This window comes from Paraburkholderia sp. RCC_158 (genome assembly GCF_041355255.1).
GTDB lineage: Bacteria > Pseudomonadota > Gammaproteobacteria > Burkholderiales > Burkholderiaceae > Paraburkholderia > Paraburkholderia graminis.
Map to the genome: position 1 here is coordinate 40,199 of NZ_JBFUPM010000009.1, position 26,766 is coordinate 66,964.

Consider the following 26,766-nt stretch of genomic DNA (forward strand, 5'->3'; position numbering starts at 1 on the left):
TCACGCACCCTCTCGCGAAAATGGCCGCGAAAGCGGCCACATTGCAAGCGAAAGTAAGTGAAGAAGCGCCTTTTATGCGGGACTTCCGGTCACAGATCGTCGAACTGCACAATCGAGATCGGCCGCGCCGCACCGAGCGGCGCACCGTCACTCGCATCGGTCGAACACGGTTCTTCGTCGAATGCGATGTCGCCTTGCGGGTCGGCCTCGCCGGTCGCGCGCAAATCCGCGAACGGAAACAGCTTGTGATCCATCAGATGCGACGGCACGACGTTCGTCAACGCATTGAACATGTTCTCGATGCGGCCCGGAAAGCGCTTCTCCCAATCGCGAATCAGCGCCTTCATTTCCGCGCGTTTCAGGTTCGGCTGACTGCCGCACAGATTGCACGGAATGATCGGGAATTCACGCAGCTCGGCGTACTTTTCCAGATCGGTTTCCTTCACGTAAGCGAGCGGACGGATCACGATGTTCTTGCCGTCGTCCGATTGCAGCTTGGGCGGCATGCCCTTCAGCTTGCCGCCGTAAAACATGTTGAGCAGCAGCGTTTGCAGAATGTCGTCGCGATGATGGCCGAGCGCGATCTTGGTCGCGCCGAGTTCGCCCGCCACGCGGTACAGAATGCCGCGCCGCAGCCGCGAGCACAGCGAGCACGTGGTCTTGCCCTCGGGCACCAGCCGCTTGACGATGCTGTAGGTGTCCTGATTCTCGATATGAAACGGAATGTCCAGTTGCTTCAGATACTCGGGCAGCACGTGTTCGGGAAAGCCGGGCTGCTTCTGATCGAGGTTGACCGCGACGATGTCGAAGTTGATCGGCGCGCGCTCGCGCAGGCGCATCAGCACGTCGAGCATCGCGTAGCTGTCCTTGCCGCCCGACAGGCACACCATCACCTTGTCGCCGTTCTCGATCATGTTGAAGTCGCCGATCGCCTGGCCGACCTGGCGCGCAAGCCGCTTGAAGAGCTTGTTGTTCTCGTACGCCTCTTTCTGCTCGCGGCGCGTGAGCGGCGACTTTTCGCGAGCGGCGGGCGCGGCGGCGTCCATGATTTCGGGAGCGTTCATGGCTCAGTCCTCTTTGATTCGGAATACTTCGACGCCCACCGCGTCGCAGTCGGGATACACATCGGGCTTTTCCGTCGACACGCGCGCGGCCCGCACTTGCGGATGCTCGAGCATGGTCTTCACCAGATCGTCGCACAGCGTTTCCTGCAGATGAATATGGCCTTGCTCGACGCGGCGCGAAATGGTGGATCGCATGAAGTCGTAGTCGACGACTTCGGCCAGCTTGTCTTCAACCGGCGTGGACAGCGCGAGCGGCACGAACAGTTCGACGTTGATCACCACGCGCTGTTCGCCGCGCTTTTCGAAGTCGTGCACGCCGATGTTGATGTGCACTTCGTAATTGCGCAGAAAGAGCCGGCGGCAATCGGCAAGCCGGGGATGCGAAAGAGCGGCAAACATGTTCGTTCCAGTCCAAAAAAGCGTGCGTGGCACGCAAGGGGGCGAAAGCGGTGCTTCAGGCGCCCGTCAAAAACATCACGTCGCGCGGCAGCGGCACGAGGTGCTGCCCGCCGTCGACAACCAGCGTCGTTCCAGTGACGCCGCTTGCATCCGCGAGATACAGCGCGGCGGCGACGACATCTTCGGGCCGCGACGCGCGACCCAACGGCGTAACCGTGTGAGCCGCCGCGAAACTTTCCGGCGTCTGATCGGCGGATTGCATCGTGAGGCCCGGCGCAAGCCCGACCACCCGCACCTTCGGCGCCAACGCCTGCGCGAGCGCAACCGTGGCGGTCTGCAACGCCGCCTTCGACAGCGTATAGGACAGGTAGTCCGGATTCATGTTGTACAGCTTCTGATCCAGCACGTTGATGACCACGCTGCGCTGCGTTTCGTCCGTCAGCGCGGCTTGCGGCGTCGCGTCGTGCAGCATGCGCGCGAGCACGAGCGGCGCGCCGAGGTTCATCGCGGTCAGCTTCAGCAGCAGCTCATAGCCGACGTCGAGCGCGGTGTCTTCCTCGAAGCGCGAGGCGTTGTTCACGATGCACGCCGGCCGGCCGAGCGCGGCGATACAGGCCGGCAACAGGCCCGCGACTTGCGCCTCATCGCCGAGTTCGGCGTGCAAGGCCACCGCCCGGCGGCCCATGCCGACGATTTCCTCCACCACCTCTTCGGCTTCGTGCCGCGAGGCGCCGTAGTGGACCGCCACGTCCCAGCCGCGCGCAGCAAAACCGAGCGCGAGCGCGCGTCCGATGCGGCGCGCGGCACCGGTAATCAGCACGACGCGCGGCGTTTCAGGCGCGCGGGCGCCGGCAGTGTCCGTGGAAGCGGTCATTTACAATGCGGGGATGAATCCGAAAGCTCACCAACCCGATAGTTTACCTGCTCCCGGCCCGAGCGCGCTCGCGCAGTCAGAAGCGCTCGTCGCCCGGATTCGCGCGGAACTCGACGATGCCGGCGGCTGGCTGCCGTTCGACCGCTACATGGAGAGCGCGCTGTACGCGCCCGGACTCGGCTATTACAGCGGCGGCGCCCGCAAATTCGGGCTGCGCGGCGACGACGGCAGCGACTTCGTCACCGCGCCCGAACTGTCGCCGCTCTTCGCGGCCACGCTTGCGCGGCCCATCGCCGAAGCGTTGCAGGCAAGCGGCACGCGCGACGTGATGGAGTTCGGCGCGGGCACCGGCAAACTCGCGGCCGGCCTGCTCAATGCGTTGGCTGCACTCGGCGCCGCGTTCGACAGCTATTCGATCGTCGACCTTTCCGGCGAATTGCGCGAGCGTCAGCGCGAAACCATCGAAGCCGCGGCGCCCGCGCTCGCTTCCAAAGTGCGCTGGCTCGACGCGTTGCCCGAGCGCTTCGAAGGCGTGGTGATCGGCAACGAGGTGCTGGACGCGATGCCGGTGCGGCTTTTCGCTTCCGTCGACGGCGCGTGGCGCGAACGCGGCGTCGTCTGGCGCGACGGCTGGTTCGCATTCGAAGACCGTGAAATGTCCGCGTCGGCCGATACGGCGCTGCTCTCGGAAATCGACACCGGCGGCGGCGATTACGTGGCGGAGACGCACGACGCCGCTCGTGCCTTCACGCGGACCATCTGCACGATGCTCGCGCGCGGCGCGGCGTTTTTCATCGACTATGGCTTCCCGCGTCACGAGTACTACCATGCGCAGCGCGCGCAAGGCACGCTGATGTGCCACTACCGGCATCGCGCGCACGGCGATCCGTTTGTTTATCCGGGCTTGCAGGACATTACCGCGCACGTGGAATTCACCGGCATCGCCGAAGCGGGCGTCGAGACCGGCGCGGACCTGCTGGGCTTCACATCGCAAGCACGCTTCCTGCTGAACGCGGGCATTACGGATGCGCTTTCCGAAATCGATCCCGCCGACACCGCACGCTTTCTGCCCGCGGCGAATGCGGTGCAGAAGCTGTTGTCGGAGGCCGAGATGGGTGAGCTTTTCAAGGTGATCGCGTTCTCGCGCGGACTCGAAGACACGCTGCAGGCGTTTGCAAGCGGCGACCGGTCGCATACGTTGTGACGCCGGGATACACGTCATGATCCGCTGGCTGCTGACTACGTTCGTTGCTCTTGCTGTGCTGTCGGCCTGCTGGCCGTGGCTTCGCAAGCTCGGCATCGGACGCATGCCCGGTGACGTGACCGTGCGTCTTTTCGGACGCGAATATCATTTCCCGTTCATGTCGACGCTGTTGCTGTCGATGCTACTGTCGTTTATCGCGCGGCTTTTGTAGCCGCGGTTTCTCGAACGCGGTTTGCGCTGACAGACAACGGCGGCCCGCGCATCGAGCATTTCACTCCAGCGCCGCCGCCACCGCCCGCACACGCTCCTGATGCACCGCGTCCTTGATGCCGGCCGGCGCATCGGCGAGTTGCTTCGCGACCGCACCCGCATCCACGCCGCGCGCCGCGACGAGCGCGACTCTCAAGCGCTCGGCCTGCGGATAGTCGCGCGCCTCGAAACCGAGCCGCCCGCGCGCGTCGGCTTCGCAAGCCTGCAAGGCTTCAGCGAAACGCGACGGCTTGCGAATCGCGTCGCTGCGCTCGAGCAGGCGCACGAGCGCAGCCGCGCCCATTTCCATCACGCGATGAATGTTGCCGTGCTCGCGCGCCACCAGCAATGCGAGATCGCGGCATTCGTTCGGCACGCGCAGGCGCTCGCACAGCGGCTTGAGCAGATCCACGCTGCGCCCTTCGTGGCCGAGATGCCGGGGCAGGATGTCTTCAGGCGTAGTGGCTTTGCCGAGGTCGTGCGTGAGCGCGGCGAACCGCACGGGCAGCGCGTAGCCTTGCTGCGCGGCGTGATCGAGCACCATCATGACGTGCACGCCCGTGTCGACCTCGGGGTGATAGTCGGCGCGCTGCGGCACGCCGAATAGCGCATCGATTTCCGGCAGAATGCGCGCCAGCGCGCCGCACTCGCGCAGCACGTCGAACATGCGCGACGGCTTCTTTTCCATCAGACCACGCGACACCTCCTGCCACACGCGTTCGGCGACGAGCGCATCCACTTCGCCGTCGGCGACCATCTTGCGCATCAGCGCGAGCGTCTCGGGCGCGACGCTGAAATCGGCGAAACGCGCGGCAAAGCGCGCGATTCGCAGGATGCGCACGGGGTCTTCGAGAAACGCGTCGCTGACGTGGCGAAAAAGTTTCGCCTCGAGATCGCGCTGACCGCCGAACGGATCGATGACCGGCCCTGTCAGCTCGCCATCGGGGCGCACTTCACGCGCCATCGCGTTGATGGTGAGATCGCGGCGCGCCAGGTCTTCCTCGAGCGTCACGTCGGGCGCATAGAAAAACTGGAAGCCGTGATAACCGGCCGCGGTCTTACGTTCGGTTCGCGCGAGCGCGTACTCCTCATGCGTCTGCGGATGCAGGAACACAGGAAAATCCTTGCCCACCGGCCGATAACCCTGCGCGATCATCTGCTCGGGTGTCGCGCCGACCACCACGTAATCGCGGTCCTGCACCGGCACGCCCAGCAATTCGTCGCGAATCGCGCCGCCTACTGCATAGATATTCATGGGCATTCGTCTAGATACGCGATGGTGTGCGTCTCGCTCAACGCGTCGTCGATCCAGGCTTTCACTGCGGGCTGCGCGCTCAGTCGGCGAACATACGCCAGCGACGTCTCGGACAACGGCGGCTGCCACGTCCTGAAGCGCATGGCCACCGGCGCATACATCGCGTCGGCAATGCTGAACTCGCCGAACAGGAACGGACCGCCATAGGTATCGAGGCAGTCACGCCAGATCGCCTCGATACGCGCGATGTCGGCCAGCACACCCGGCGTCGCGTTCTTGCCGGCAAACGACGCGCGAATGTTCATCCACATATTCGAGCGCAGTTCGCCGAAGCCCGAATGCATCTCCGCGCTAACGCTGCGAGCATGCGCGCGCGCCGCCGCATCGCGCGGCCACAGCGCGTGCTGAGGAAAGCGCTCGGCGAGCGTTTCGGCGATGGCAAGCGAGTCCCACACGGCAAGACCCGCGTCGTCGATCAGACAGGGGATCTTGCCCGGACCGTTAGGCGCCTGCGCGAGCACCGCAGCATTGGTGCCGGGCTGATTCAGATGGATCAGCACTTCGTCGAATGCGATGCCGAAATGCCTGAACAGCAGCCACGGCCGCATCGACCATGACGAATAGTTCTTGTCACCAATAAGCAGCTTCATGCGGGTTCGTATGAGAAGTAGAGAAAAAGTCAGCGGCCCGCGCTCGCGCGGAACGTGTCGAAACGCGAACGTGCCGACGCGCCGGTCAGATACACCGGCGCGATCGTTTCGATGCTGGCCGGCTCCAGGCCGAGCTCGGGCGCGAGTGGGCGGCTTAGCACGTTGTCCTGTTTCATCGAATCGAGATTGTCGCGCGTGATGACCGGTTCGCCCGGCGCCATTTCGAACGTCATGGCCTGCATGCGCGCGAGCGCTTCGGGCAGACGGATGATGCTGGCATGCCGGCCGATCACGTCGCCGCAATATCTGACGAGCTCTTCGAGCGTATAGACGCTCGGGCCGCCGAGTTCATAGGTCTTGCCGTTGGCCGCATCGAGGTCGAGCACGTTGACGATCGCCTTGGCGACGTCGCCGACATAGACCGGCTGGAACTTCGCGTCCGGCATGGCGAGCGGAATCACCGGAAAGATGCGCTGCAAGAACGCGAACTTGTTGAGGAACTGGTCTTCCGCGCCGAACACGACGGAAGGCCGGAACACCGTCCACGCGAGATTCGCCGCGTGCACCGCTTTCTCGCCGTCGCCCTTCGAGCGCGCGTACATGCTCGGACCGTTCGAATCGGCGCCGAGCGCGCTCAAATGAATCAGCCGATGCACGCCCTTGCCTTCGCAAGCCGCCGCGATTTTAGTGGGCAATTCGACGTGCGCGCGCGCGAACTCGGGACCATACGGCGTGCGGCGTTTGCCATGCAGCGTGCCGACGAGATTGATCACGCAGTCTGCGCCTTCGACAAAACGCGCGAGCTGGACCGGATCGAACACATCGGTTTCGATCACGTCGATGGGCAGCAGCGTGAGATGGCGCGCGTTGTAACGCCGCCGTGTGGCGATGCGCACGTCCTTGCCCATTTCAACGAGGGCGTTGACGAGATGGCTTCCGATAAACCCGGAACCGCCGATGATCGCAATGGCTTTATGTCGCATTTTCGACTCCCTGGTGGAAGCCGCGGCAACGGCTGGCGTGGCGCACCGCCGCCTCGCAATTGCAGCGAGGCAGCGGCGGCACGGCGCTTACGGTGCGATGTAACCCAGACGCGCCTTCAGCGATTGCGGACGGCCTTCGAACAATGCCGCGTAGTAGACCGTGTTGGACAACACATTCTTGACGTAGTCGCGCGTTTCCTGGAACGGAATCGCCTCGGCGAAGATCGCGCCTTCAACCGGGTGCTGCAACGTCTGCCGCCAGTTGCGCGGACGGCCCGGACCGGCGTTGTAACCCGCGGTGGCCAGCACGGCCGAACCGTCGAACTGATTGTAGATCATCGACAGGTAGTTGGTGCCGAGCAGAATGTTTGTATTGATGTCGTTCATCTGCTCGCGAGAAATCGGGCCGAGGCCGATCTTCTTCGCGACCAGTTGCGCGGTGGCGGGCATCAACTGCATCAGGCCGCTCGCGCCGACTTCGGAGCGCGCGTTCATGATGAAGCGCGATTCCTGGCGGATCAGCCCGTACGCCCACTCCACGTCCAGCCCGTTCGACTGCGCGTCGCGCTCGACAATGTCGCGGAACGGCGACAGATAGCGCAGCGAGAAGTCGTGTTCGGTTTTCGTGCGATCCGCCGTGTTCACCGCGCGGTCGTACAACTGGATACGGCGCGCGTATTCGGCGGCGGCCAGCAACTGACGGTCGCTCATGTTGCGCAGCGGCCAGTTCCATTCGCGATTGCCTTCGAGCCGCAGATTCAGCGCGTAGAAGCGCTGCGCGAGATCGAAGCCCGGCGTATTGCCGGCCTGCTGGATTTCGGAATCGGTGACCGTGGTTTTTGGCGGCACCGCGATCTTCTGGCCGAGTTCTTCCGCGGCGAGTTGGCCGTAGAAGTTAAAGCCCTGCGAGATCGACTCGAATTCCTGGTTGGCCGTGGTCGTGTCGCCCGCCTGCTTGAGCGCGCGGCCATGCCAGTAAGTCCACGAAGGCTGGTTGCGCAGCGCGGCCGGCATCTGTTCGATCGACCAGCGCACCATGTTCCAGTCTCCGGCGAGCAGCGCGGTGCGCGTGCGCCATTCGTAGGCGGGATTCGAGAGCGGCGCGTTGGCCGACAGCCGATACCAGTCCGCGGCGCTCGGCATCTGCTTGGCCGCCGCCTGATACGCAATCGTGCCCCAGCCGATGGCGCGCTCCGGCGAATTCAGCGAGGGCGCCACCGATGCAAACGTAGCCGCGGCCATGGCCGGATCGTTGCGCGCCATGCGCGTGATCGCGAGCAACGCGAGTTGATGCGATTGCGGATCGGCGCCGACGCCGCGCGCGAGCAGCAGCGGCGGCGTGCTGGTGGCCTGGCCGAACAGCACGGGATCGGGCGCCTGGCTGCCGAGCGCGTCGACGAGCTTGCTGCCGGTATTCGTGTAGTTCTGTTCGTAGGCGAGACGGATCTGCTGCCAGACGTCGTCGGTGCTGAACTGCTTGTTGACGCCGAGGATCGTGATCAGATCGACGCAGCCGTCGCCGTACCATTTCGGATCGACGAGCAGCGCGCGCGCCGCGTCCGCGACATTCTCGCCGCGCGACGCACGCGATTCGAGCGCGTAGCACTTCACCTGCGTGTCGTCGTTCAGCACGAAGCGTGCGTATTGCTGATCGAAGTTGCGCCAGTCGTGGCGCGAGCCGAGCACCGTGAGGTAGTCGTTGCGCATGCGGTCGGCAATGGCCTGGCCGTCGTACTTCTGCAGGAACGCGAGCACCGGCGCGTCGGGTGCGTCGACGCGCGCGTGGCCGCCCGAATCGAAGAGCTGCGGCTTGATCTGGAAGTACTCCAGATAAGAAGGCGCCGGATAGCCCGGAATCATGCTCGCGAACTGCGCCGCGCGCGCCGCGTCGTTATTGCGGGCAGCCTCGCGCAACTGGACGAAAATCTGGTCGTCGTTGGTGAGCTGCGAAATGGGAAGAGGCTTGACGGCTGACGCGGTGCTGCATGCGACGAGAGCGGCTGCGGCAAGCGCCATACCGGCCGCGCGATATACTCGATAAAGACTTTTTGACATCGTTGTTTCTGGAGCGCGAATTGAACCCAAGCATAGCATGCAACCCTTCGGCGGAATCGAAAAAGACACTGCGCCGGACGCTATTGGAAACAAGGCTGCAAGCGGCTTCCGAGCCGGCGAACAATGCCGCGCTCGCGCGCCGCGTGCTCGACGCGCTGAAGCATTTCGACGTGCGAAGCGTCGGCTTTTACTGGCCGCTCGCGGGCGAATTCGATGCGCGCGCAGCGATCTCGATCTGGCTCGCGGGCGGCTCGGCGCGCGAGGCCAGTCTGCCGATCATCAGGGAACGCGGCGTGCCGCTCGAGTTTCACGCATGGTCGCCGGATACGCCGATGAAGATCGGCCATCACAAGATCGCTGAACCCGCGACCGAACGACTGGTGATTCCCGAGCTATTGCTCGTGCCCTGCGTGGGTTTCGATGCCGACGGCTACCGGCTCGGTTACGGCGGCGGCTATTACGACCGCACGCTCGCTGGCTGGCCCGGCGCGACGAAGCCGATCACGGTGGGCGTCGGATACGAGGCGTGCCGCACGGCGGCGCTCGAGCGCGAAGCTCACGACATTCCGCTCGATATGATCGTCACCGAAAGCGGGCTGCACGCGCGGGCCGCGGGTTAGGCGTTAGACACAGCGAGAAATGGCTCGAGGCGCAGACAGCACGCACCCGTTCGAGCTTCGCTTACCTTCAACGACGAGGCGCCGCCGCCTCGTCTTTATAACGACGCCGCCGCGCGCGCGGCCGTGTCGTACATGCCGGACGCATTGCGCATCAACTGCGCCGCCTCGCCGATCTGTTCGTTGGTGAGGCCGCTTTCCTTCAGCGTCGAAATCAGGCAGCTCTCGCGCACTTCGCGGTACTTCAGGCAGAGCGCACGGCCCGCGTCGGTCGCGGAAAAAAACACTTCCTTGCCGGTCTTTTCGCTTTTTACATACCCTCTAGCTACGAGCTTCTTCAGCGCGTAGGTCGCAACGTGCGTGTCCTCGATGTTCAGCACGAAGCAGATGTCGGCCAGCTTCTTGCGTCGCTCGCGATGACTCACGTGATGCAGCAGCGAGACCTCGATGGCCGTCATGTCCTTTTCCCCGGCCGCCGACATGCAGCGCACCATCCATCGGTTGAATGCGTTGCCGGCCATGATGAGCGCGTACTCGAGCTCGGACAGCTCCGCGCTCGTGTCGGACACGAGATGTTCCGACGAGACGATCTTGGTGGGATGCCGCGACATGTGTGTTTCTCGGGAATCGGTGTGAAGAAGGGTCAAGAGTTGTCGGGAGTGTACGACGACGAGCGCGCGGCGGCGAGCCTGGCGAAAACTCTTATTGATAAATTGTTGATATTTTATTGACAATGTACGCTCCAGACATCGCGCAACGGTCCTGCCGCGTTTTTCCCGACGGTGCGCAATGCAGAACTCTTCGACTTCTCCGGGTCTTCAAGCCATGAGCCAACCCAAAATCTTTCCGCTCGGCGACGCCGCGCTGGTCTGCGAGGCGCCCCCGCCCGCGACGCTCGACTGCCAGCGTCGCGTGTGGGCGGCGGCCGAACTCGCGCGCGACTGGCCGCATGTGCTGGAAGTGGTGCCGGGCATGAACAACCTGACCCTGGTGTTCGATCCGCTGGAAGCTGATCGCGAGGCGCTCGCGGACCGCTTGCAACAGGCGTGGGACGCAGCCGGTCAGGCGCCGGCTGCGGGCCGCGACGTCGACATTCCGGTTCAGTACGGCGGCGAGTTCGGCCCCGACCTGGCCGCCGTGGCGAACCACACCGGCCTGAGCACGCGCGAAGTGATCGAGCGGCATTCGGGCGGTCAATACGTGGTGTTTTTCCTCGGCTTCCAGCCGGGCTTCGCCTACATGGGCGGCCTCGAAGCGGCGCTGCATACGCCGCGCCGCGCGTCGCCGCGGCTCGAGGTGCCAGCGGGTTCGGTCGGCATCGGCGGAGAGCAGACGGGCATTTATCCGGCGACGTCGCCTGGCGGCTGGCAGTTGATCGGCCGCACCGAACTGCCGCTTTTCGATCCCGCGCGCCGCCCGCCCACGCTGTTGCAGCCGGGCGACCGGGTGCGCTTCACCATCGCGGGGATACACGCATGATCGACGTGATCCGCGCAGGTCTTTTGACCACCATTCAAGACCTCGGCCGTCACGGCTACCGGCATCTCGGCGTCGCAATGGGCGGGGCGCTCGACCGCTTGTCGCTGGAAGTCGGCAACCGGCTGGTCGGCAACCGGCCCGACGCGGCCGGCCTCGAAATCACCTTCGGCCCGACCGTGCTGCGTTTTCTTCGCGCGACGCGCGTCGCCATCACCGGGACGGAATTCGGCGCGACGCTCGACGGCAAGCCGGTCTACTCGTGGTGGAGCCTGCCGGTCAAAGCCGGACAGGAACTCGTGCTGAACGCGGCGAAGCGCGGCATGCGCGGCTACGTGTGCATCGCGGGCGGCATCGACGTCTTGCCGATGCTCGGTTCGCGCAGCACGGACCTCACCGGCCGCTTCGGCGGCCTCGGCGGCCGGGCGCTGCGCGACGGCGACCGCGTGCCGCTCGGCGCCCCGCCGCAGCGCGGCCAGGTCGGCTTCTCGCCGGAAGCGCCGGAATTCGGCGTGAAGGCGCCCGCGTGGTGCAAGTTCGTGCTCGTCGACGAACCGCTGCGGCGCGGCCGTCATCCGACGGGCGTGCCCTGGGCCGTGCCGATTCGCGTGCTGCGCGGCCCGGAATACGACAGCTTCGCCGACGAAGCGCACGAGTCGTTCTGGTCCGACGAGTGGCTCGTCACGCCGAACAGCAACCGCATGGGCTACCGGCTCGCCGGCAGCGAGCTAAAGCGCAAAGAGAAGGCCGATCTGCTGTCGCACGCGGTGCTGCCCGGCACGATCCAGGTGCCGCCGAACGGCCAGCCGATCGTGCTGATGAGCGATGCGCAGACGACCGGCGGCTATCCGAAGATCGGCGCGGTGATCCAGGCCGACTTGTGGAAGCTCGCGCAGGTGCGCCTGAACGCGGCGGTGCGCTTCATTCCGACCACACCCGACGAGGCGCGCCAGGCTCTGCTCGACGAGCGCACGTATTTGCGGCAGATCGACGCCGCTATCGCAATGCATGAAGAACGCTGTGCGCGGCAGGTGGCCGTCGCGGCGCTGTAACCAGGCAGGGGAACACCATGGAAATCGATCTGAACGCCGATCTCGGCGAAGGCTGCGGCTCCGACGAAGCGCTGCTCGACCTCGTCAGCTCCGCGAATATCGCATGCGGCTGGCACGCGGGCGGCGCGAACGCGATGCGCGACTGCGTGCGCTGGGCGGTGCAAAAAGGCGTGTCGATCGGCGCGCATCCGAGCTTCAACGATCCGGAAAATTTCGGCCGCAAGGAGATGGACTTGCCGGCGAGCGAGATCTACGCGGGCGTGCTGTATCAGCTCGGCGCGCTGTCGGCAATCGCGCAGGCCGAGGGCGGGCGCATCGCGCACGTGAAGCCGCACGGCGCGCTCTATAACCAGGCCGCGCGCGATCCGAAGATCGCGGACGCGATCGTCTCGGCCGTGCATGACTTCGATCCGTCGGTCGCGGTGTTCGCGCTCGCCAACAGCGGGCTCGTGACGGCCGCGCGCAACGCGGGGCTGACCGCCATCGAAGAAGTCTTCGCCGATCGCGGCTATCGCGCCGACGGCTCGCTGGTGCCGCGCAAGGAGCCGGGCGCGCTGCTCGACGACGAAGACGAAGTGCTCGAACGCACGCTCGCGATGGTGCGTGAGCAGCGGGTGCGCGCCGTCGACGGCCAATGGGTGCCGCTCAACGCGCAAACCATTTGCCTGCACGGCGACGGTCCGCATGCGCTCGCGTTTGCGCGGCGCATTCGCACTGCGCTCGAGCAGGCCGGCATCGAAGTGCATGCGGCCGGCGCGGCAAGCGTCTGAAGCCGGCGCGAACGCTTTTTTATGACGCATTGAAGACTTTCTCCGACGCCCCGCTTTAAGCGGGGCGTTCGCCAGATACGGGACGATTCGATGAACGTTGCCCGTATCGGCGGCGGATTCTCGCAGCAGATGAAGTTGCAGTTGCAGTCGCAGTCGCAAGCGCAGTTGCAGTTGCAGTTGAAGTCGCAGTACGCAGCAACGCGGCCGCCAAGAGCCGCGCAAAACACGGCGCGGGGATCGCCCGCGCCGGCTCATGTTAGCCGCCACAAGCGGCAAGGTCGAAAACCTGTTTGGAGATCCAGATGCAGACAACAGTCAGTTTATGGCCGCTGATCGGCGTGGCCGTCATCATCGTTGGCTTTTTATTGCGGTTCAATCCGATGTTGATCGTGGCGGTCGCCGCGATCATCACCGGCCTCGCCGCGCACTTCCCGCCTGAGAAAATCCTCGCCGAAATCGGCACGGGATTCATCAAGACGCGCAACATTCCGTTGATCATTCTGCTGCCGCTCGCGGTGATCGGGCTGCTCGAACGGCACGGCCTGCGCGAGCGCGCGCAGACGTGGATCAGCGGCATCAAGGCCGCCACGGCCGGGCGTCTTCTGATCGTCTATCTGCTCGTGCGCGAGCTCACCGCGGCGGTCGGCCTGACGGGTCTCGGCGGACATCCGCAGATGGTGCGTCCGCTCATCGCGCCGATGGCCGAAGGCGCGACCGAAACGCGCTTCGGCAAGATCAGCGACGCGGTGCGCTTCAAGCTGCGCGCGTTTTCGGCGGCAACGGACAACGTGGGCCTGTTCTTCGGCGAGGACATTTTCGTCGCGTTCGGCGCGATCGTGCTGATGACCACGTTCCTCAAAGAAGCCGGCATCATCGTCGAGCCGATTCATGTTGCGGTGTGGGGCATTCCGACCGCGATCTGCGCGTTCCTCATTCACGGCTTCCGCCTGTATCTGCTCGACCGCAAACTCGACCGCGAATTGCGCGGCAATGCGAATGCGGGCAATGCCGCAGCGCCGGCTCAACGTGCTCAACCGGCTGCAGGAGATAAAGCATGACGCTCACGATTACCTATCTGTTCTGGCTGCTGGGCGTGGTGCTGCTGATCATCGGCGGCATGATCGTTACCGACAAGGAACACCCGCGCCGCCTCACGGCCGGCGGTTTCTGGATTCTCTACGCGCTGATCTTTCTGATCGGCGACAAGCTGCCGCCCGCCGTGGTCGGCGTCGCGGTGATCGCGATGGCGCTGATTGCCGGCTTTGGCGGCGTCACCGCCGGCAAAGCGCGCGTGCTGTCGCTCGAAGCGCGCAAGGCGAGCGCCGCGCGTCTTCGCAACAAGCTGTTCGTGCCCGCGCTGACGATTCCGGTGATCACCGTGATCGTCACGTTGTCGGCGAGCCACCTCGTGTTCGGCGGCCTGCCGCTGATCGAAAAGGCCAACGTCACGTTGATCGGCTTCGGCATCGGCTGCGTGATCGCGCTCGCCATTGCCTGCGTGCTGACGCGCGACACGGTCGGCCAGTCGATGAAGGAAGCGCGCCGCCTCGTCGACGCGCTCTCGTGGGCCGCGGTGCTGCCGCAAATGCTCGGCATGCTCGGCCTCGTGTTCTCCGATGCGGGTGTCGGCAAGGCCGTCGCGCACGTGACGACCGCGTACATCAGCCTCGATTACCGCTTCATCGCGGTGGCCGTGTACTGCATCGGCATGGCACTCTTCACGATGGTCATGGGCAACGGCTTCGCCGCGTTCCCGGTGATGACGGGCGGCGTAGGCGTGCCGATTCTGGTCGGCGTGTTCCACGGCAATCCGGCCGTGATGGTGGCGATCGGCATGTTCTCGGGCTACTGCGGCACGCTGATGACGCCGATGGCCGCGAACTTCAACATGGTGCCGGCCGCGCTGCTCGAACTGCCGGACAAGAACGCGGTGATCAAAGTGCAGATTCCGACCGCTCTGACGCTGCTGGTCGTGAACATCTTCCTGCTCAATTTCCTGATGTTCATGTAGAAGATTGCACCGGGAATGAAGCCGGTTCCGATGTGCCACGCGAGGTTTCGGTGGCACATCGGCGAAGCACCTAAAAAGAGGAAAAGCCTGCAACGGAAATGGGATGCGTCCGAACGTCGGCGCCATCAGCGCGCCCCTAAGATGCTGGACGATCTCCTATCCACACGCGCGGGCGCGTAGAGCGCGCGCCGCCGTGGCTTTTCCCGCAGGTGTTCATGGAACCTCAATCCAAGCGCCCCGGCGGGCGCACCGCGTCGCCATCGGCGTCATCGTCATCCGGCGTCGACTCGCTCGTGAATGCCGCGCTCGACGCGCATCAGGCCGGCCGGCTCGACACGGCCGATTCGATCTACCGCGAAGTCCTCGCAATCGATCCAGCGAATGCCCGCGCCTTGCATTACTTCGGCGTACTGCACTATCAGCGCGGACAGCACGCAGACGCCGCCACGCTGATGAGCCACGCGCTCAAGCACGATCGTCACGACGCCGCCTGCTGGAGCAACCGCGGTCTTGCCGCCGCCGCGCTCGGCTATCTTGACGAAGCCACCATCTGCTACGACCAGGCGCTGCAACTCCAGCCCGATTTCGCCGACGCGCGCAATAACTTCGGCGTCGCGTTGCAGGCGCAAGGCGCGTTGAACGAAGCGGTCGAACAATACCGGCTGGCAATCGCATCGAACCCGGCGTTTGTCGACGCGCATCTGAACCTTGGCACGGCGCTCGGCAAGCTCGGCAATTTCACGGAAGCACTCGCGTGTTATCGCGACGCCTTGCAGCTCGATCCGAACTCGGCGGAAGCGCACTTCAACGCGGGCAATGCGCATAACGCGCTCGGCGAGCACGAGGCGGCGGTTGCCAGTTTCGAACGCGCGCTCGCGCTGCGGCCGGATTACGCCGAAGCGCACATCAATCTGGGCAGCGCGATCGGCAAGCGCGGCGACTATGCGGGCGCGGAGTCGCACTATCGGCGCGCGGTTGCGCTGAACCCGAATCCGACCAACCTCGTGTGCCTGGGCGGCTCGCTCGGCGCACAAGGACGGCTCGACGAAGAAGAGACGTTCTATCGCGACGCGCTCGCGCGCGAACCGGACTACGCCGACGCGCATCAGAACCTGGCGTGGCTGCTGCTCAAGCGCGGCGACTACAAACAAGGCTGGGCTGAGTTCGCGCTGCGCTGGCGCAAGAGCGATTACGACGCGCTGGCATTGCCGGGCGTGGCGGAATGGCGCGGCGAACCACTGGAGGGACGGCGTTTGCTGATCGTCGGCGAACAGGGTTTTGGCGATCACTTCCAGTTCCTGCGCTACGCGCGCGTGCTGCACGAACGCGGCGCGACCGTGGACGTGTACGTGCGCGAGCCGTTGCTGCGGCTCGTTCAACGCGTGCCGGGCGTGCATCGCGCGTTCGCCGGCAAGCCGGATGCCGAATACGACTTCTGGGTGCCGATGATGAGCGTGCCGTCGTGCGTCGGCACCGAGCTTTCCAGCATCCCGGCGCAAATACCGTATCTATTCGCCGACAACGCAAAGGTGGACGCCTGGCGCAAGAAACTGCAGACAAGCGGCAAGACGAAGCGCAAGGTCGGCCTCGTGTGGGCGGGCAGTCCCGTGTTCGGCAACGACCGCTACCGCTCGATGGCGCTTGCCGACTTGCATGCGCTGGCCAACGTCGCGAAGGTGAGCTGGTATCCGCTGCAAAAAGGTCCCGCGCATGTTCAACTGGCCGACGCTCCAGACGCATTCCGCGCGCACGATTTCAGCGGCGAACTGAATGACTTCGAAGACACCGCCGCGCTCATCATGAACCTGGATCTGGTGATCGCCGTCGATACCGGCGTCGCGCATCTGGCCGGCGCGCTCGGCAAGCCGGTGTGGCTGCTGCTGCCGGCCAATTCGGATTGGCGCTGGCTCGAAGCGCGCAGCGACTCGCCGTGGTATCCGCGCATGCGGCTCTTCAGGCAGCAGGTGTTGGGCGATTGGGCGGGCGTGGTGAGAGAAGTGGCCAGCGCATTAAAGACGGGTAGATAACGGCTCGGCTGTTCTTATCCTGCCTCGACCGCGAAGCCATGCTGCCGCAGCAATTGCAGCACGCCTTTGCGTCCGCCAAGATGCAACGCGCCGATCGCCACGAATACCGGTTTGTTCGGCGCGGCGATCAGCAGCATCCGCGAGACGAAGCGCCGGTTGCGCGCGTAGACGATTCTTTCGTCGATCGAATTCGACACGCGTTTGTCGCGCGCGAGCTTTTCCGTTTTCGCGGCCTCCCACGCGGCGATTGCATCCGCATCGCCAACGCGCCACAGGCGGTGCAACGTGCGCACGTCCTCGACGTTTTGCGCGGGTGTTTGCACCAGATCCTGCGCGAGCATTTCGCGTTGTTGCGCGAGCGAGAGTCCGGTGAACGCGCGCATCTGCTGCGGCAAGGTTTCAAGCCCAACAATCTTGCCGCGTGTGCGCAGATAAACATTTTGCAGTTGCGCCTCGGTGCCGTATTCGGTCTGCAAACCGGCGCTGAGCGAGTCGTAGGTTTCCACCAGGAGCGACGCGAGCCACGGCCGCATCTTCTTGATCTCATCGAGCGCGGCGGGATTGCCGCGCAGACGAAACGCGAGCTTGCGCCACAGCGGCTCGGGCAAGAGGCCAGGCAAACAGTCGCGGCGGCATACGCCGTATTTCGACACGTCGTCTTGCGAGACCAGCAACTCGTCCGGCGAGAGCTCCAGCGCGAGCGTTGGCGAGGCCGCCAGTGCGCCCATGATCGGCGGACGAAACGGCTGAGCCGCGGGGTAATCGGCGGGATCGCCGACATGCAGCGTGCCGAGCACGTAGACCGTGGTCGTGCCGCGCGTCGCGACGTAGAACGGCATGCGCGCCGGTTGCAGACGTACCGGACCGCTCGTGCTCGTGCCGGGCGTCGCGGGCGGCGGATTGAAGCCCGGCAGCGCGGCGCGTGGCGGCGTCGGCGAATGCGGAGCCGGCGAATGCGGCAGCGGCACCGTGGGGCGCGCAGCCTTGGCGTTGGCGTCGGCGGAAACCGTTGGGGTATTGGCCGCGGCGCCCGCGGCATACGCCATGCGGGACAGGCCCACGCCGAGACAGAAAACGCCGACGAGCGCGGCACCGGTTAGTGCACACGCCCGCAAGCGTCGCGTGAAGGCAGCGCGGCGGCCGCCATCACGCGAGCGGCGCGCAAGACGACGCGCCGCCAGCGCATCAGGCATCCACGTCCCCCACCTCCTCGGCGCGGTGACACGACACCAGACGGCCATCCACTTCACGCAGCTTCGGCTCCTCGCTGCGGCAGCGGTCGATCACATACGGGCAGCGCAGATGGAACGTGCAACCCGACGGCGGATTCAGCGGCGAAGGCATTTCGCCTTGCAGCTTGATCTTGATCGTGCGATCCGCCTCGAAGATCGACGGCGTGGCCGACATCAACGCCCGCGTGTACGGATGCCGCGGCTTCGAGAAAATGCGCTTCTTGTCGCCGAGTTCCGCAATGCCGCCGAAATACATCACCATCACATCGTCGGCGATATGCTCGACCACTGACAGATTGTGCGAGATGAACACGTAGCTCGTCTTGAACTGCTGCTGCAGGTCCATGAACAGATTCAGAATCTGCGCCTGGATCGACACGTCAAGAGCCGACACCGGTTCATCGGCGACCACGATTTGCGGATCGAGAATCATCGCGCGCGCAATCGCCACACGCTGACGCTGACCGCCCGAGAACATATGCGGATAACGCTTCGCGTGTTCGGGGCGCAGGCCGACGGTGCGCATCATTTGCGCGATGCGTTCGGCGCGTTCCGTTGCGCTCAGTTGCGTGTTGATGGCGAGCGGTTCGCCGAGCGTCTGCTCGACGGTCTTGCGCGGATTCAGCGACGCAAACGGATTCTGGAACACCATCTGCACGCGCCGCCGCAGCGCGGCGATTTTCGCGTGGTCGGCGCCGGCCACATCTTCGCCGTCGATCAGCAAGCGGCCCGCGCTAGGCGATTCGATCATGGTGAGCTGGCGCGCAAGCGTCGACTTGCCGCAGCCGGATTCGCCGACCACGGCGAGCGTCTTGCCGCGCTCGAGCGCAAACGACACGCCGTTGAGCGCCTTCACCGTGCCCGTCGCGAACATGCCGCGCTTGACCGTGTAGTAACGCGCGAGCTTGTCGGCGACGAGCACGTGATCGCCCGCATGGTCCGACTGGCGCCGCGTTTCGGGTACTGCATTCATCGTGCGCCTCCATGTGTGTGAACGTTCGCGTCGCCGACCAGATTCAGCGGCTTGATGCAGCGCACGCGCGCCACTGCCGCGTGACCTTGCATGGCCTCCAGCGGTGGTCGCGCCTTGTTGCAGTCGTCCACCATGTACTTGCAGCGCGGCGCGAAGAGACATCCTTTCGGACGATCGTCGCGGCCCGGCACCATGCCCGGCAAAGCAGCGAGCCGCACTGCGCCCACGTTGTGCTCGGGAATCGCGGCCAGCAATGCTTCCGTATACGGATGATGAGGCGCGGCGAAAATGTCCGGCACCTTGTTGGTTTCGATCACTTCGCCAGCGTACATGACCGCGACGCGCTGCGCGACCTCGGACACCACCGCGAGATCGTGCGAGATCAGCACGAGCGCCATGCCGCGCTCCTTCTGCAGGCGCATCAGCAGTTCCATGATCTGCGCCTGGATCGTGACGTCGAGCGCGGTGGTCGGCTCGTCGGCGATCAGCAGCTTCGGGTTGCAGGCAATCGCCATCGCGATCATCACGCGCTGGTTCATGCCGCCCGACATCTGATGCGGAAACGACGTGATGCGATTCTTCGCGTCCGGAATGCCGACCTGATCGAGCAGTTCGAGCGCGCGTTTGTCGAGCGCGCTGCCGCGCAGGCCTTCGTGCAGCTTCAGCACTTCCTTGATCTGGTAGCCGACCGTGTAGCTCGGGTTCAGACTCGTGAGCGCGTCCTGGAACACCATCGCGATGTCCTTGCCGATGATCTTGCGGCGTTCCTTCGCCGATGCCTTCAGCAGATCGCGTCCGTTGAACGTGATCTCGTCCGCGGTGACTTTGCCCGGCGCGTCGATCAGGCCCATCAGCGCCATCATCGTGACGCTCTTGCCCGAACCCGATTCGCCGACGACGCCCAGCACTTCGCCCGGCGCGACGTCGAGATTGATACGATCGACAGCGGGCAAGCCGTTGAAGTTCACCGCCAGATTGCGGATGGTCAGTAGGTTATTGCTCATTTATGCCATCCGTTTTAGTTTCGGATCGAGTGCGTCGCGCAGCCCGTCGCCGAGCAGATTGATCGCGAGCACCGAGATCAGGATGGACAAACCAGGCATCGTGACGATCCACCATGCACTGTCGATGTAATCGCGCGCCGAGGCCAGCATCGCGCCCCACTCCGCCGATGGCGGTTGCACGCCGAGCCCGAGAAAACCGAGCGCGGCCGCATCGAGAATCGCCGACGAAAAACCGAGCGTGGCCTGCACGATCAGCGGCGCGGTGCAGTTCGGCAGCACTTGCGAAAACATCAGGCGCAAGGTGCCGGCGCCCGCCACACGCGAGGCCGTCACGTATTCCTTCTGCAACTCGCCTTGCGCCGACGCGCGCGTCAAACGCACATAGCCCGGCAACGCGACGATCGCAATTGCGAGCATCGTATTGACGAGACCCGGACCGATGATCGCGACGACCGCCACCGCGAGCAGCAGCGACGGCAGTGCGAGCAGCACGTCCATGATCCGCATGATCGGCGTGTCGGCCCACTTGTCGAAGAACGCCGCGATGAGGCCGAGCACGATGCCCGGAATCAACGCGAGCACGACCGACACGAAGCCGATCCAGAACGACAGCCGCGCGCCGTACATGAGACGCGAGAGGATGTCGCGGCCGGCTTCGTCGGTGCCGAGAACGAAGCGCCAGTTGCCGCCTTCGAGCCACGCGGGCGGAATCTTCACGAAGTCGCGATACTGTTCGATCGGGCTATGCGGCGCGAGAAGCGGCGCGAAAATCGCCACGACGATCAGCAGCAACACGATGATGCCGGCGCCAACCGCGCCGCGATTACGCGAGAAATTCGCCCAGAATTCGCGGGCGGCGATAGCGCGGCCGCTGGGCGGAGTTACTGCTGTGGGAACTGTGTTTTGGATGTCTGCCATCGTCATGCCTCCCGCGGAGCCGCCTCAAGGGAGGCATGCGCCCCCTCGGGGGGCAGCGAACGAATGTGAGCGTGGGGGTTCATGTCTTACCTCGTATGGCGAATGCGCGGATTCAACACGCCGTACAACAGATCGACGACGAGGTTCACAAAGATAACCAGTGTGGCGATCATCAGGATACCGCCCTGCACGACCGGATAATCGCGGCGGCCAATCGCGTCGATCAGCCACTTACCGATGCCCGGCCACGAAAACAGCGTCTCCGTCAGCACCGCGCCTGCAAGCAGCGTACCGACCTGCAGACCGATCACGGTCACCACCGGGATCAACGCATTGCGCAATGCATGAACGACGATCACGCGCCCCGGCGACAAACCCTTCGCGCGCGCCGTGCGGATATAGTCCTCGCGCAGCACTTCGAGCATCGACGAACGCGTCATGCGTGCGACGACCGCGAGCGGAATCGTGCCGAGCACGATGGCCGGCAAAATCAGATGGCTCAACGCGGATTTGAACGCGCCTTCGTCGGTGGACATCATCGCGTCGATCAGCATGAAGCCGGTCACGTGCGGAATGTCGTATTCGACCGCGATGCGGCCCGACACCGGCGTCCAGCCGAGCTTCACCGAGAACACCATGATGAGGATCAAGCCCCACCAGAAGATCGGCATCGAATAGCCGGTGAGCGCCGTGCCCATCACGCCATGATCGACCGCCGTGCCGCGCCGGAGCGCAGCAAACACGCCCGCGGGCAAGCCGACTATCAGCGCGAACAGCATCGCGCAAATCGACAGTTCGACGGTGGCGGGGAAACGGGCGAGGAATTCGCCCATGACGCTGGTGTTCGTGATGATGGAGGTGCCGAGGTCGCCGTGAAGCGCGCGGCCGATGTAGTGGACGTACTGCATCGGCAGAGGTTCGTCGAGTCCTAGCCGGTGCATCGCTGCGGCGTGCATGGCCGGATCGACGCCGCGCTCGCCCATCATCACTTCGATGGGATCGCCCGGTATCAGGTGAATCAGCGCGAATGCAAGGATCGTGATGCCGATGAACGTCGGTATCACCATGCCTATGCGGCGCAAAACAAAGCGGAACATGGTTCGTCCCTATGGTCTTGATGAAGAAAAAACGCAACCGGCGACGAGGGCTCGTGACCCCGGTCGCCGGACCATTTCGACCAGTTTTCTAACCGTGCGAAAAGCGTACTGCGCGAATTTTACGACTTGCCCGACAGGTTGGCGGGCGCCTTACTTGACGCTCACGCCGTCGAAGCGCGCATAGCCGAGCGGCTCGATGCGCATGTCGTTCACCTTCTTGCTGACAGGCTGATAGACCGTTGAGTGAGCGATCGGCGAGAACGGCAGTTGTTGCGCGAAGATTTCCTGCGCCTTCGTGTAGGCCGCCGTGCGCGCGCCCTGATCGGACGTTGCGCGGCCCTTCTGGATCAGCTCTTCGAAAGGCTTGTGGCACCACTTCGAGAAGTTGTTGCCGTTCACCGCGTCGCAGCCGAGCAGCGTGCCGAGCCAGTTGTCCGGATCGCCATTGTCGCCCGTCCAGCCGATCAGCATCGTGTCGTCTTCACCCGCGTGCGCGCGCTTGATGTACTCACCCCATTCGTAGGTGACGATCTTCGCCTTCACGCCGATCTTGGCCCAGTCGGCCTGGATCATTTCCGCCATCAGGCGGGCGTTCGGGTTGTACGCGCGTTGCACGGGCATGGCCCACAACGTGATGTCGAAGCCGTTCGGATAGCCGGCCTTCGCGAGCAGCGCCTTGGCCTTGTCCGCATCGTACGATGCGCCCTTCAGGTTCTTGTCATAGGACCATTGCGTCGGCGGCATCGGATTCGTGGCGGCCTGGCCTGCGCCTTGATACACCGAGTCGATGATCGCCTTCTTGTTGATCGCCATGTCGAGCGCCTGACGCACCTCGACCTTGTCGACCGGCTTGTGCGTCACGTTGTACGCGAGATAGCCGAGGTTGAAGCCCGGCTGCGACGGCATCGCAAGGCTCGATTCAGCCTTCAGCGGCGCGATGTCGGCGGGACGCGGATAGCTCATCACCTGGCATTCGTCGCGCTTGAGCTTCTGCACGCGCACACCGGCGTCCGGCGTGATCGAGAAGATCAGCTTCGAGATCTTGACTGCGTTCGGCTTCCAGTAATCCGGGTTGCCGTCGAAGCGGATCGTCGCGTCTTTCGTATAGCTGCGGAAGATGAACGGACCGGTGCCGACCGGGAACTGGTTGATGTCCGCGGCCTTGCCGGCCTTCAGCAACTGGTCGCCATATTCGGCCGAGAGAATCGACGCGTATTCCATCGCCATGTTCTGGATGAACGGCGCGTTGACTTCCTTCAGCGTGAACTTGACCGTGTACGGATCGATCTTCTCGACCTTCGTGATCAGCTTGTCGAGGCCCATGTCCGTGAAGTACGGAAACTGCACGGAGTAGGCCTTGCGGAACGGCTGATTGGTGTCGAGCATGCGCTCGAACGTGAACAGGACGTCGTCCGCGTTGAATTCGCGCGTCGGCTTGAAGAACGACGTGGTCTGGAACTTGACGCCGTGACGCAGATGGAACGTGTACGTCTTGCCGTCCGCGGAGACATCCCACTTTTCGGCGAGGCCCGGCTCGACCTTCGTGCCGCCGCGCTCGAATTCGACGAGGCGGTTATAGACGGTGAACGTATTGGCCGTGAAATCGGTGCCCGTGGTGTACTGGGCCGGATCGAAACCCGCGGGGCTGCCTTCTGAGCAGTAGACGAGTGTCTTGTTCGGAATCTCGGCGCGCGCGCTATTTGCGCCCACCAGCGATGCCGCTGCAGCTGCGACGAGCGTCGTAACACGCGCGGCGCGCAACAGATTGTTTTGCTTCATGTTTCCTCCAGGTTCGGGGCTGGCTGACGCCAGCGTAGCGCGATATTACTGAGCTTTCCCCGGTGTCACAAGCAGAGGAAATTATCGGCGATGCCGCCGCTGGCGCGCCCCGGCGGATATTTGCAGCGCTCTTTCGAATGACTTTCAGAGTAGGTGATTGGGGCGGTTTTGGGGGAATCGTTTGAGTGTTCTGCCGCAGGGCTCGGAAAAACACGGGAAGAAAAATGTCCGCGAGACGCGCCGCGCGTCATTCGCGCGGCGGTCTGCGGAGGACCAACGGAAGCGATAACCGTTGGTTGTTCGACGCTCAGCCCTTCAACCGCTCGCAAATCGCCTTGGTCGCCGCCGCCCCGTTCAGCGTATAAAAATGCAAACCGGGCACCTTGGCATCGACCAAACGCTTGCACAGGTCCGTCACCACGTCGAGGCCGAATGCGCGGATCGACTCGCGGTCGTCGCCGAAACTCTCCAGCCGGCGCGCGATCCAGCGCGGCACTTCCGCGCCGCACATCTCCGAAAAGCGCATCAGTTGCGAGAAGTTCGTGATCGGCATGATGCCCGGCACGATCGGCACATCGACGCCGAGCTTCCTCGCGTCGTCGACGAAACGGAAGTACGCGTCCGCGTTGAAGAAGTACTGCGTGATCGCGGAATTGGCGCCGGCCTTCACCTTGCGGGCGAAGTTTTCCAGATCGTGACGCGGCGAGCGCGACTGCGGATGATATTCCGGATAGCCGGCCACCTCGATCCAGAACCAGTCGCCGAACTCGGCGCGGATAAAGCTCACCAGTTCCGACGCATAACGCAACTCGCCCACTTCGCCCATGCCCGAGGGCAAGTCGCCGCGCAGCGCGACGATATGGCGAATCCCATGCGCGCGGTACTGGTTGAGAATCGCGCGCAGGCTCTCTTTAGACGAGCCGATGCACGACAGATGCGGCGCGGCCTCGAGCCCTTCCTTCGCCATATCGACGACGGTATCGAGCGTGCCCTGCTGCGTCGAGCCGCCAGCGCCGAACGTGACGGACACGAACTTGGGCTTGAGCGTCGCGAGCTGCGCACGCGTGGCGCGCAGTTTGTCGACGCCTTCCTGCGTCTTCGGCGGGAAGAATTCGAATGAAAGTTCGATCGGGTTCATGATCAGTATGTCAACCGAGACTGCGGTTGCCGAAAATAAGCGCGGACAGCAGCCATGAAACGATGCTGTACAGAATCGAGCCGAAGAACGCCGACCAGAATCCCGAGACCTCGAAACCCTTCAGCAGCGACGCGCACAGCCAGAAGCACAGCGCATTGACCACCAGAATGAAGAGCCCCAGCGTCACGATCGTGACGGGCAGCGTCAACAGGATCAGCACCGGGCGCAGGATCGTGTTGATCAGCCCAAGCACGACCGCGACGATCAGCGCGGTGCCGAAGCTGCGGATATGAATCGACGGAACGAGATAGGTGATGATCAGGAGCGCCAGCGCATTGATCAGCCAGGTCAGCAGCACGGTCATGTCAAGCTCCTTGCAGGCAGAATGTCCGTTAATCGATGGGAAGCGGGCATGGTGAAGAAAGCGGCGCATGCGCGCCGCTCCGTCGTCATACCGTCATGTTTTGCAGCGCGAAGGCGCACCGCAACGCACGTGCTTAGTAGCGGTAGTGATTCGGCTTGAACGGACCGTTCTTGTCGACGCCGATGTAGCCGGCCTGATCGTCCGACAGCACGGTCAGCGTTGCGCCGATGCGCGCCAGATGCAGGCGTGCGACCTTCTCGTCCAGATGCTTCGGCAGCACGTACACGCGGTTCTCGTACTTGTCGCCTTGCGTGAACAGTTCGATCTGCGCGAGCGTCTGGTTCGTGAACGAGTTGGACATCACGAACGACGGGTGGCCCGTCGCGCAGCCCAGGTTCACGAGACGCCCTTCGGCCAGCAGGATCACGCGCTTGCCGTCCGGGAAAATGATGTGGTCGACTTGCGGCTTGATGTTGTCCCACTGGTACTGACGCGTCGATGCCACATCGATTTCCGAATCGAAGTGACCGATGTTGCAGACAATCGCGTTGTGGCGCATCGCCTTCATGTGATCGTGGTTGATCACGTGATAGTTGCCGGTTGCCGTCACGAAGATGTCGGCCTTGTCGGCTGCGTATTCCATCGTCACGACGCGGTAGCCTTCCATCGCCGCTTGCAACGCGCAGATCGGATCGATTTCCGTGACCCACACGGTCGCGCCGAGACCGCGCAGCGATTGCGCGCAGCCCTTGCCCACGTCGCCGTAACCGGCCACGACCGCGATCTTGCCCGCGATCATCACGTCGGTCGCGCGCTTGATGCCGTCGACCAGCGACTCACGGCAGCCATACAGATTGTCGAACTTCGACTTGGTGACCGAGTCGTTGACGTTGATCGCCGGGAACGGCAGGCGGCCTTCCTTTTCCATCTGATACAGACGATGCACGCCCGTCGTGGTTTCTTCCGTCACGCCCTTGATGTGCGCGAGGCGCGTGGAGTACCACGTCGGATCGGCGTCCAGATGACGTTCGATCGACTTGTACAGCGCGACTTCTTCCTCGTTGGTCGGCTTGGCGATCACCGAGCGGTCTTTCTCTGCCTTCGAGCCGAGGATCAGCAGCAACGTCGCGTCGCCGCCGTCGTCGAGAATCATGTTGGCGAACTCGCCGTTCGGCCATTCGAAGATGCGGTGCGAGAACTCCCAGTATTCGTCGAGCGACTCGCCCTTGAACGCGAACACCGGCGTGCCGGCCTTGGCGATGGCGGCGGCGGCGTGATCCTGCGTCGAGAAGATATTGCACGAGGCCCAGCGCACGTCCGCGCCGAGCGCCGTCAGCGTTTCGATCAGCACGCCGGTCTGGATGGTCATGTGCAGCGAACCGGCGATACGCGCGCCCTTCAGCGGCTGCTGCGCCTTGTACTCGTCGCGCGTTTGCATGAGGCCGGGCATTTCCGTCTCTGCAATGGTGAGTTCCTTGCGGCCCCAGTCGGCGAGCGACAGGTCGGCAACGATGTAGTCCTGGGAAGCCTGGGAATCGATAACTGCGGCGTTCATCACGCCCTCCTTTCTAAATA

26 protein-coding genes are annotated in these 26,766 nt (G+C 64.0%); 9 read left to right on the top strand and 17 right to left on the bottom strand.

The window, feature by feature from the left end; translation table 11 throughout:
- Positions 1-89 precede the first annotated feature (89 nt).
- From ttcA to AB6809_RS18810, 3 genes are read right to left on the bottom strand one after another with little or no spacing between them, the layout of a single operon-like run.
- A complete protein-coding gene (ttcA, locus tag AB6809_RS18800) occupies positions 90-1,064 on the bottom strand; it encodes a tRNA 2-thiocytidine(32) synthetase TtcA (protein ID WP_107709929.1) in 975 nt (324 codons plus the stop codon).
- A 3-nt stretch (positions 1,065-1,067) separates the two neighbouring features.
- Positions 1,068-1,463 (bottom strand): dihydroneopterin aldolase, encoded by a 396-nt coding sequence (locus AB6809_RS18805; protein WP_006052574.1) that lies wholly within the window; start codon positions 1,461-1,463, stop codon positions 1,068-1,070.
- 55 nt (positions 1,464-1,518) lie between these two features.
- Entirely contained in the window at positions 1,519-2,337 is an 819-nt protein-coding gene (locus AB6809_RS18810; RefSeq protein WP_371026943.1) for an SDR family oxidoreductase, read from the bottom strand.
- A 13-nt stretch (positions 2,338-2,350) separates the two neighbouring features.
- On the opposite strand from AB6809_RS18810, the gene AB6809_RS18815 reads away from it, so the two are divergent.
- Complete coding sequence (locus tag AB6809_RS18815; protein ID WP_371026944.1) at positions 2,351-3,541, top strand: class I SAM-dependent methyltransferase; 1,191 nt, start codon at positions 2,351-2,353, stop codon at positions 3,539-3,541.
- A 16-nt stretch (positions 3,542-3,557) separates the two neighbouring features.
- The gene (locus AB6809_RS18820) at positions 3,558-3,752 is read left to right on the top strand and encodes a DUF2905 domain-containing protein (RefSeq protein WP_006052570.1); all 195 of its coding nucleotides are present in this window, start codon (positions 3,558-3,560) and stop codon (positions 3,750-3,752) included.
- Positions 3,753-3,812: 60 nt separating this feature from the next.
- Here the strand turns inward: AB6809_RS18820 and AB6809_RS18825 are convergent, their stop codons facing one another.
- The 4 genes from AB6809_RS18825 to AB6809_RS18840 form a co-directional block, all read right to left on the bottom strand.
- Positions 3,813-5,045, bottom strand: coding sequence for a multifunctional CCA addition/repair protein (locus AB6809_RS18825; protein ID WP_006052569.1), 1,233 nt, complete (start codon positions 5,043-5,045; stop codon positions 3,813-3,815).
- Positions 5,042-5,695 (bottom strand): glutathione S-transferase family protein, encoded by a 654-nt coding sequence (locus tag AB6809_RS18830; protein WP_107709936.1) that lies wholly within the window; start codon positions 5,693-5,695, stop codon positions 5,042-5,044. Before AB6809_RS18830 ends, AB6809_RS18825 begins: the two co-directional genes overlap by 4 nt.
- Before the next feature lie 29 nt (positions 5,696-5,724).
- Complete coding sequence (locus AB6809_RS18835; RefSeq protein ID WP_371026945.1) at positions 5,725-6,678, bottom strand: complex I NDUFA9 subunit family protein; 954 nt, start codon at positions 6,676-6,678, stop codon at positions 5,725-5,727.
- Between the two features lie 87 nt (positions 6,679-6,765).
- The gene (locus AB6809_RS18840; RefSeq protein WP_371026946.1) at positions 6,766-8,733 is read right to left on the bottom strand and encodes a transglycosylase SLT domain-containing protein; all 1,968 of its coding nucleotides are present in this window, start codon (positions 8,731-8,733) and stop codon (positions 6,766-6,768) included.
- Between the two features lie 20 nt (positions 8,734-8,753).
- On the opposite strand from AB6809_RS18840, the gene AB6809_RS18845 reads away from it, so the two are divergent.
- On the top strand, positions 8,754-9,353 hold the full coding sequence (locus AB6809_RS18845; protein WP_006052564.1) for a 5-formyltetrahydrofolate cyclo-ligase: 600 nt from the start codon (positions 8,754-8,756) through the stop codon (positions 9,351-9,353).
- A gap of 95 nt (positions 9,354-9,448) precedes the next feature.
- Here AB6809_RS18845 and AB6809_RS18850 read toward each other — a convergent pair whose 3' ends face one another.
- Entirely contained in the window at positions 9,449-9,961 is a 513-nt protein-coding gene (locus AB6809_RS18850) for a winged helix DNA-binding protein (RefSeq protein WP_006052563.1), read from the bottom strand.
- A 214-nt stretch (positions 9,962-10,175) separates the two neighbouring features.
- On the opposite strand from AB6809_RS18850, the gene pxpB reads away from it, so the two are divergent.
- From pxpB to AB6809_RS18880, 6 genes are all read left to right on the top strand, one after another.
- The gene (gene pxpB / locus AB6809_RS18855) at positions 10,176-10,829 is read left to right on the top strand and encodes a 5-oxoprolinase subunit PxpB (protein ID WP_371026947.1); all 654 of its coding nucleotides are present in this window, start codon (positions 10,176-10,178) and stop codon (positions 10,827-10,829) included.
- The gene (locus AB6809_RS18860) at positions 10,826-11,878 is read left to right on the top strand and encodes a biotin-dependent carboxyltransferase family protein (protein ID WP_371026948.1); all 1,053 of its coding nucleotides are present in this window, start codon (positions 10,826-10,828) and stop codon (positions 11,876-11,878) included. Before pxpB ends, AB6809_RS18860 begins: the two co-directional genes overlap by 4 nt.
- A 17-nt stretch (positions 11,879-11,895) precedes the next feature.
- A complete protein-coding gene (gene pxpA, locus AB6809_RS18865) occupies positions 11,896-12,648 on the top strand; it encodes a 5-oxoprolinase subunit PxpA (protein ID WP_006052560.1) in 753 nt (250 codons plus the stop codon).
- A gap of 302 nt (positions 12,649-12,950) precedes the next feature.
- On the top strand, positions 12,951-13,706 hold the full coding sequence (locus AB6809_RS18870) for a DUF969 domain-containing protein (RefSeq protein ID WP_053858852.1): 756 nt from the start codon (positions 12,951-12,953) through the stop codon (positions 13,704-13,706).
- Complete coding sequence (locus tag AB6809_RS18875; RefSeq protein ID WP_006052558.1) at positions 13,703-14,659, top strand: DUF979 domain-containing protein; 957 nt, start codon at positions 13,703-13,705, stop codon at positions 14,657-14,659. The genes AB6809_RS18870 and AB6809_RS18875 overlap by 4 nt, the downstream gene beginning before the upstream one ends.
- Positions 14,660-14,874: 215 nt before the next feature.
- Positions 14,875-16,686 (top strand): tetratricopeptide repeat protein, encoded by a 1,812-nt coding sequence (locus tag AB6809_RS18880; protein ID WP_371026949.1) that lies wholly within the window; start codon positions 14,875-14,877, stop codon positions 16,684-16,686.
- A gap of 14 nt (positions 16,687-16,700) precedes the next feature.
- On the opposite strand, the gene AB6809_RS18885 is transcribed toward AB6809_RS18880, so the two are convergent.
- From AB6809_RS18885 to ahcY, 9 genes are all read right to left on the bottom strand, one after another.
- Positions 16,701-17,879 carry a TraB/GumN family protein gene (locus tag AB6809_RS18885; protein ID WP_371026950.1) on the bottom strand — a complete coding sequence of 393 codons (1,179 nt, stop codon included), beginning with the start codon at positions 17,877-17,879 and terminating at the stop codon, positions 16,701-16,703.
- A complete protein-coding gene (locus AB6809_RS18890; protein WP_053858856.1) occupies positions 17,872-18,891 on the bottom strand; it encodes a peptide ABC transporter ATP-binding protein in 1,020 nt (339 codons plus the stop codon). The genes AB6809_RS18885 and AB6809_RS18890 overlap by 8 nt, the downstream gene beginning before the upstream one ends.
- Positions 18,888-19,895 carry an ABC transporter ATP-binding protein gene (locus AB6809_RS18895; RefSeq protein ID WP_006052554.1) on the bottom strand — a complete coding sequence of 336 codons (1,008 nt, stop codon included), beginning with the start codon at positions 19,893-19,895 and terminating at the stop codon, positions 18,888-18,890. Before AB6809_RS18895 ends, AB6809_RS18890 begins: the two co-directional genes overlap by 4 nt.
- Complete coding sequence (locus AB6809_RS18900) at positions 19,896-20,813, bottom strand: ABC transporter permease subunit (protein ID WP_006052553.1); 918 nt, start codon at positions 20,811-20,813, stop codon at positions 19,896-19,898. It abuts the gene before it with no gap.
- An 86-nt stretch (positions 20,814-20,899) separates the two neighbouring features.
- The gene (locus AB6809_RS18905; RefSeq protein WP_006052552.1) at positions 20,900-21,910 is read right to left on the bottom strand and encodes an ABC transporter permease subunit; all 1,011 of its coding nucleotides are present in this window, start codon (positions 21,908-21,910) and stop codon (positions 20,900-20,902) included.
- A 150-nt stretch (positions 21,911-22,060) separates the two neighbouring features.
- Positions 22,061-23,689, bottom strand: coding sequence for an ABC transporter substrate-binding protein (locus AB6809_RS18910; protein ID WP_371026951.1), 1,629 nt, complete (start codon positions 23,687-23,689; stop codon positions 22,061-22,063).
- A 307-nt stretch (positions 23,690-23,996) separates the two neighbouring features.
- On the bottom strand, positions 23,997-24,827 hold the full coding sequence (gene metF, locus AB6809_RS18915) for a methylenetetrahydrofolate reductase [NAD(P)H] (RefSeq protein WP_053858857.1): 831 nt from the start codon (positions 24,825-24,827) through the stop codon (positions 23,997-23,999).
- A 10-nt stretch (positions 24,828-24,837) separates the two neighbouring features.
- Positions 24,838-25,191 (bottom strand): phage holin family protein, encoded by a 354-nt coding sequence (locus AB6809_RS18920; RefSeq protein WP_054040830.1) that lies wholly within the window; start codon positions 25,189-25,191, stop codon positions 24,838-24,840.
- A 133-nt stretch (positions 25,192-25,324) separates the two neighbouring features.
- Positions 25,325-26,746, bottom strand: a complete 1,422-nt coding sequence (gene ahcY / locus AB6809_RS18925; RefSeq protein WP_006052548.1) for an adenosylhomocysteinase — start codon at positions 26,744-26,746, stop codon at positions 25,325-25,327.
- Between the last annotated feature and the right edge of the window lie 20 nt (positions 26,747-26,766).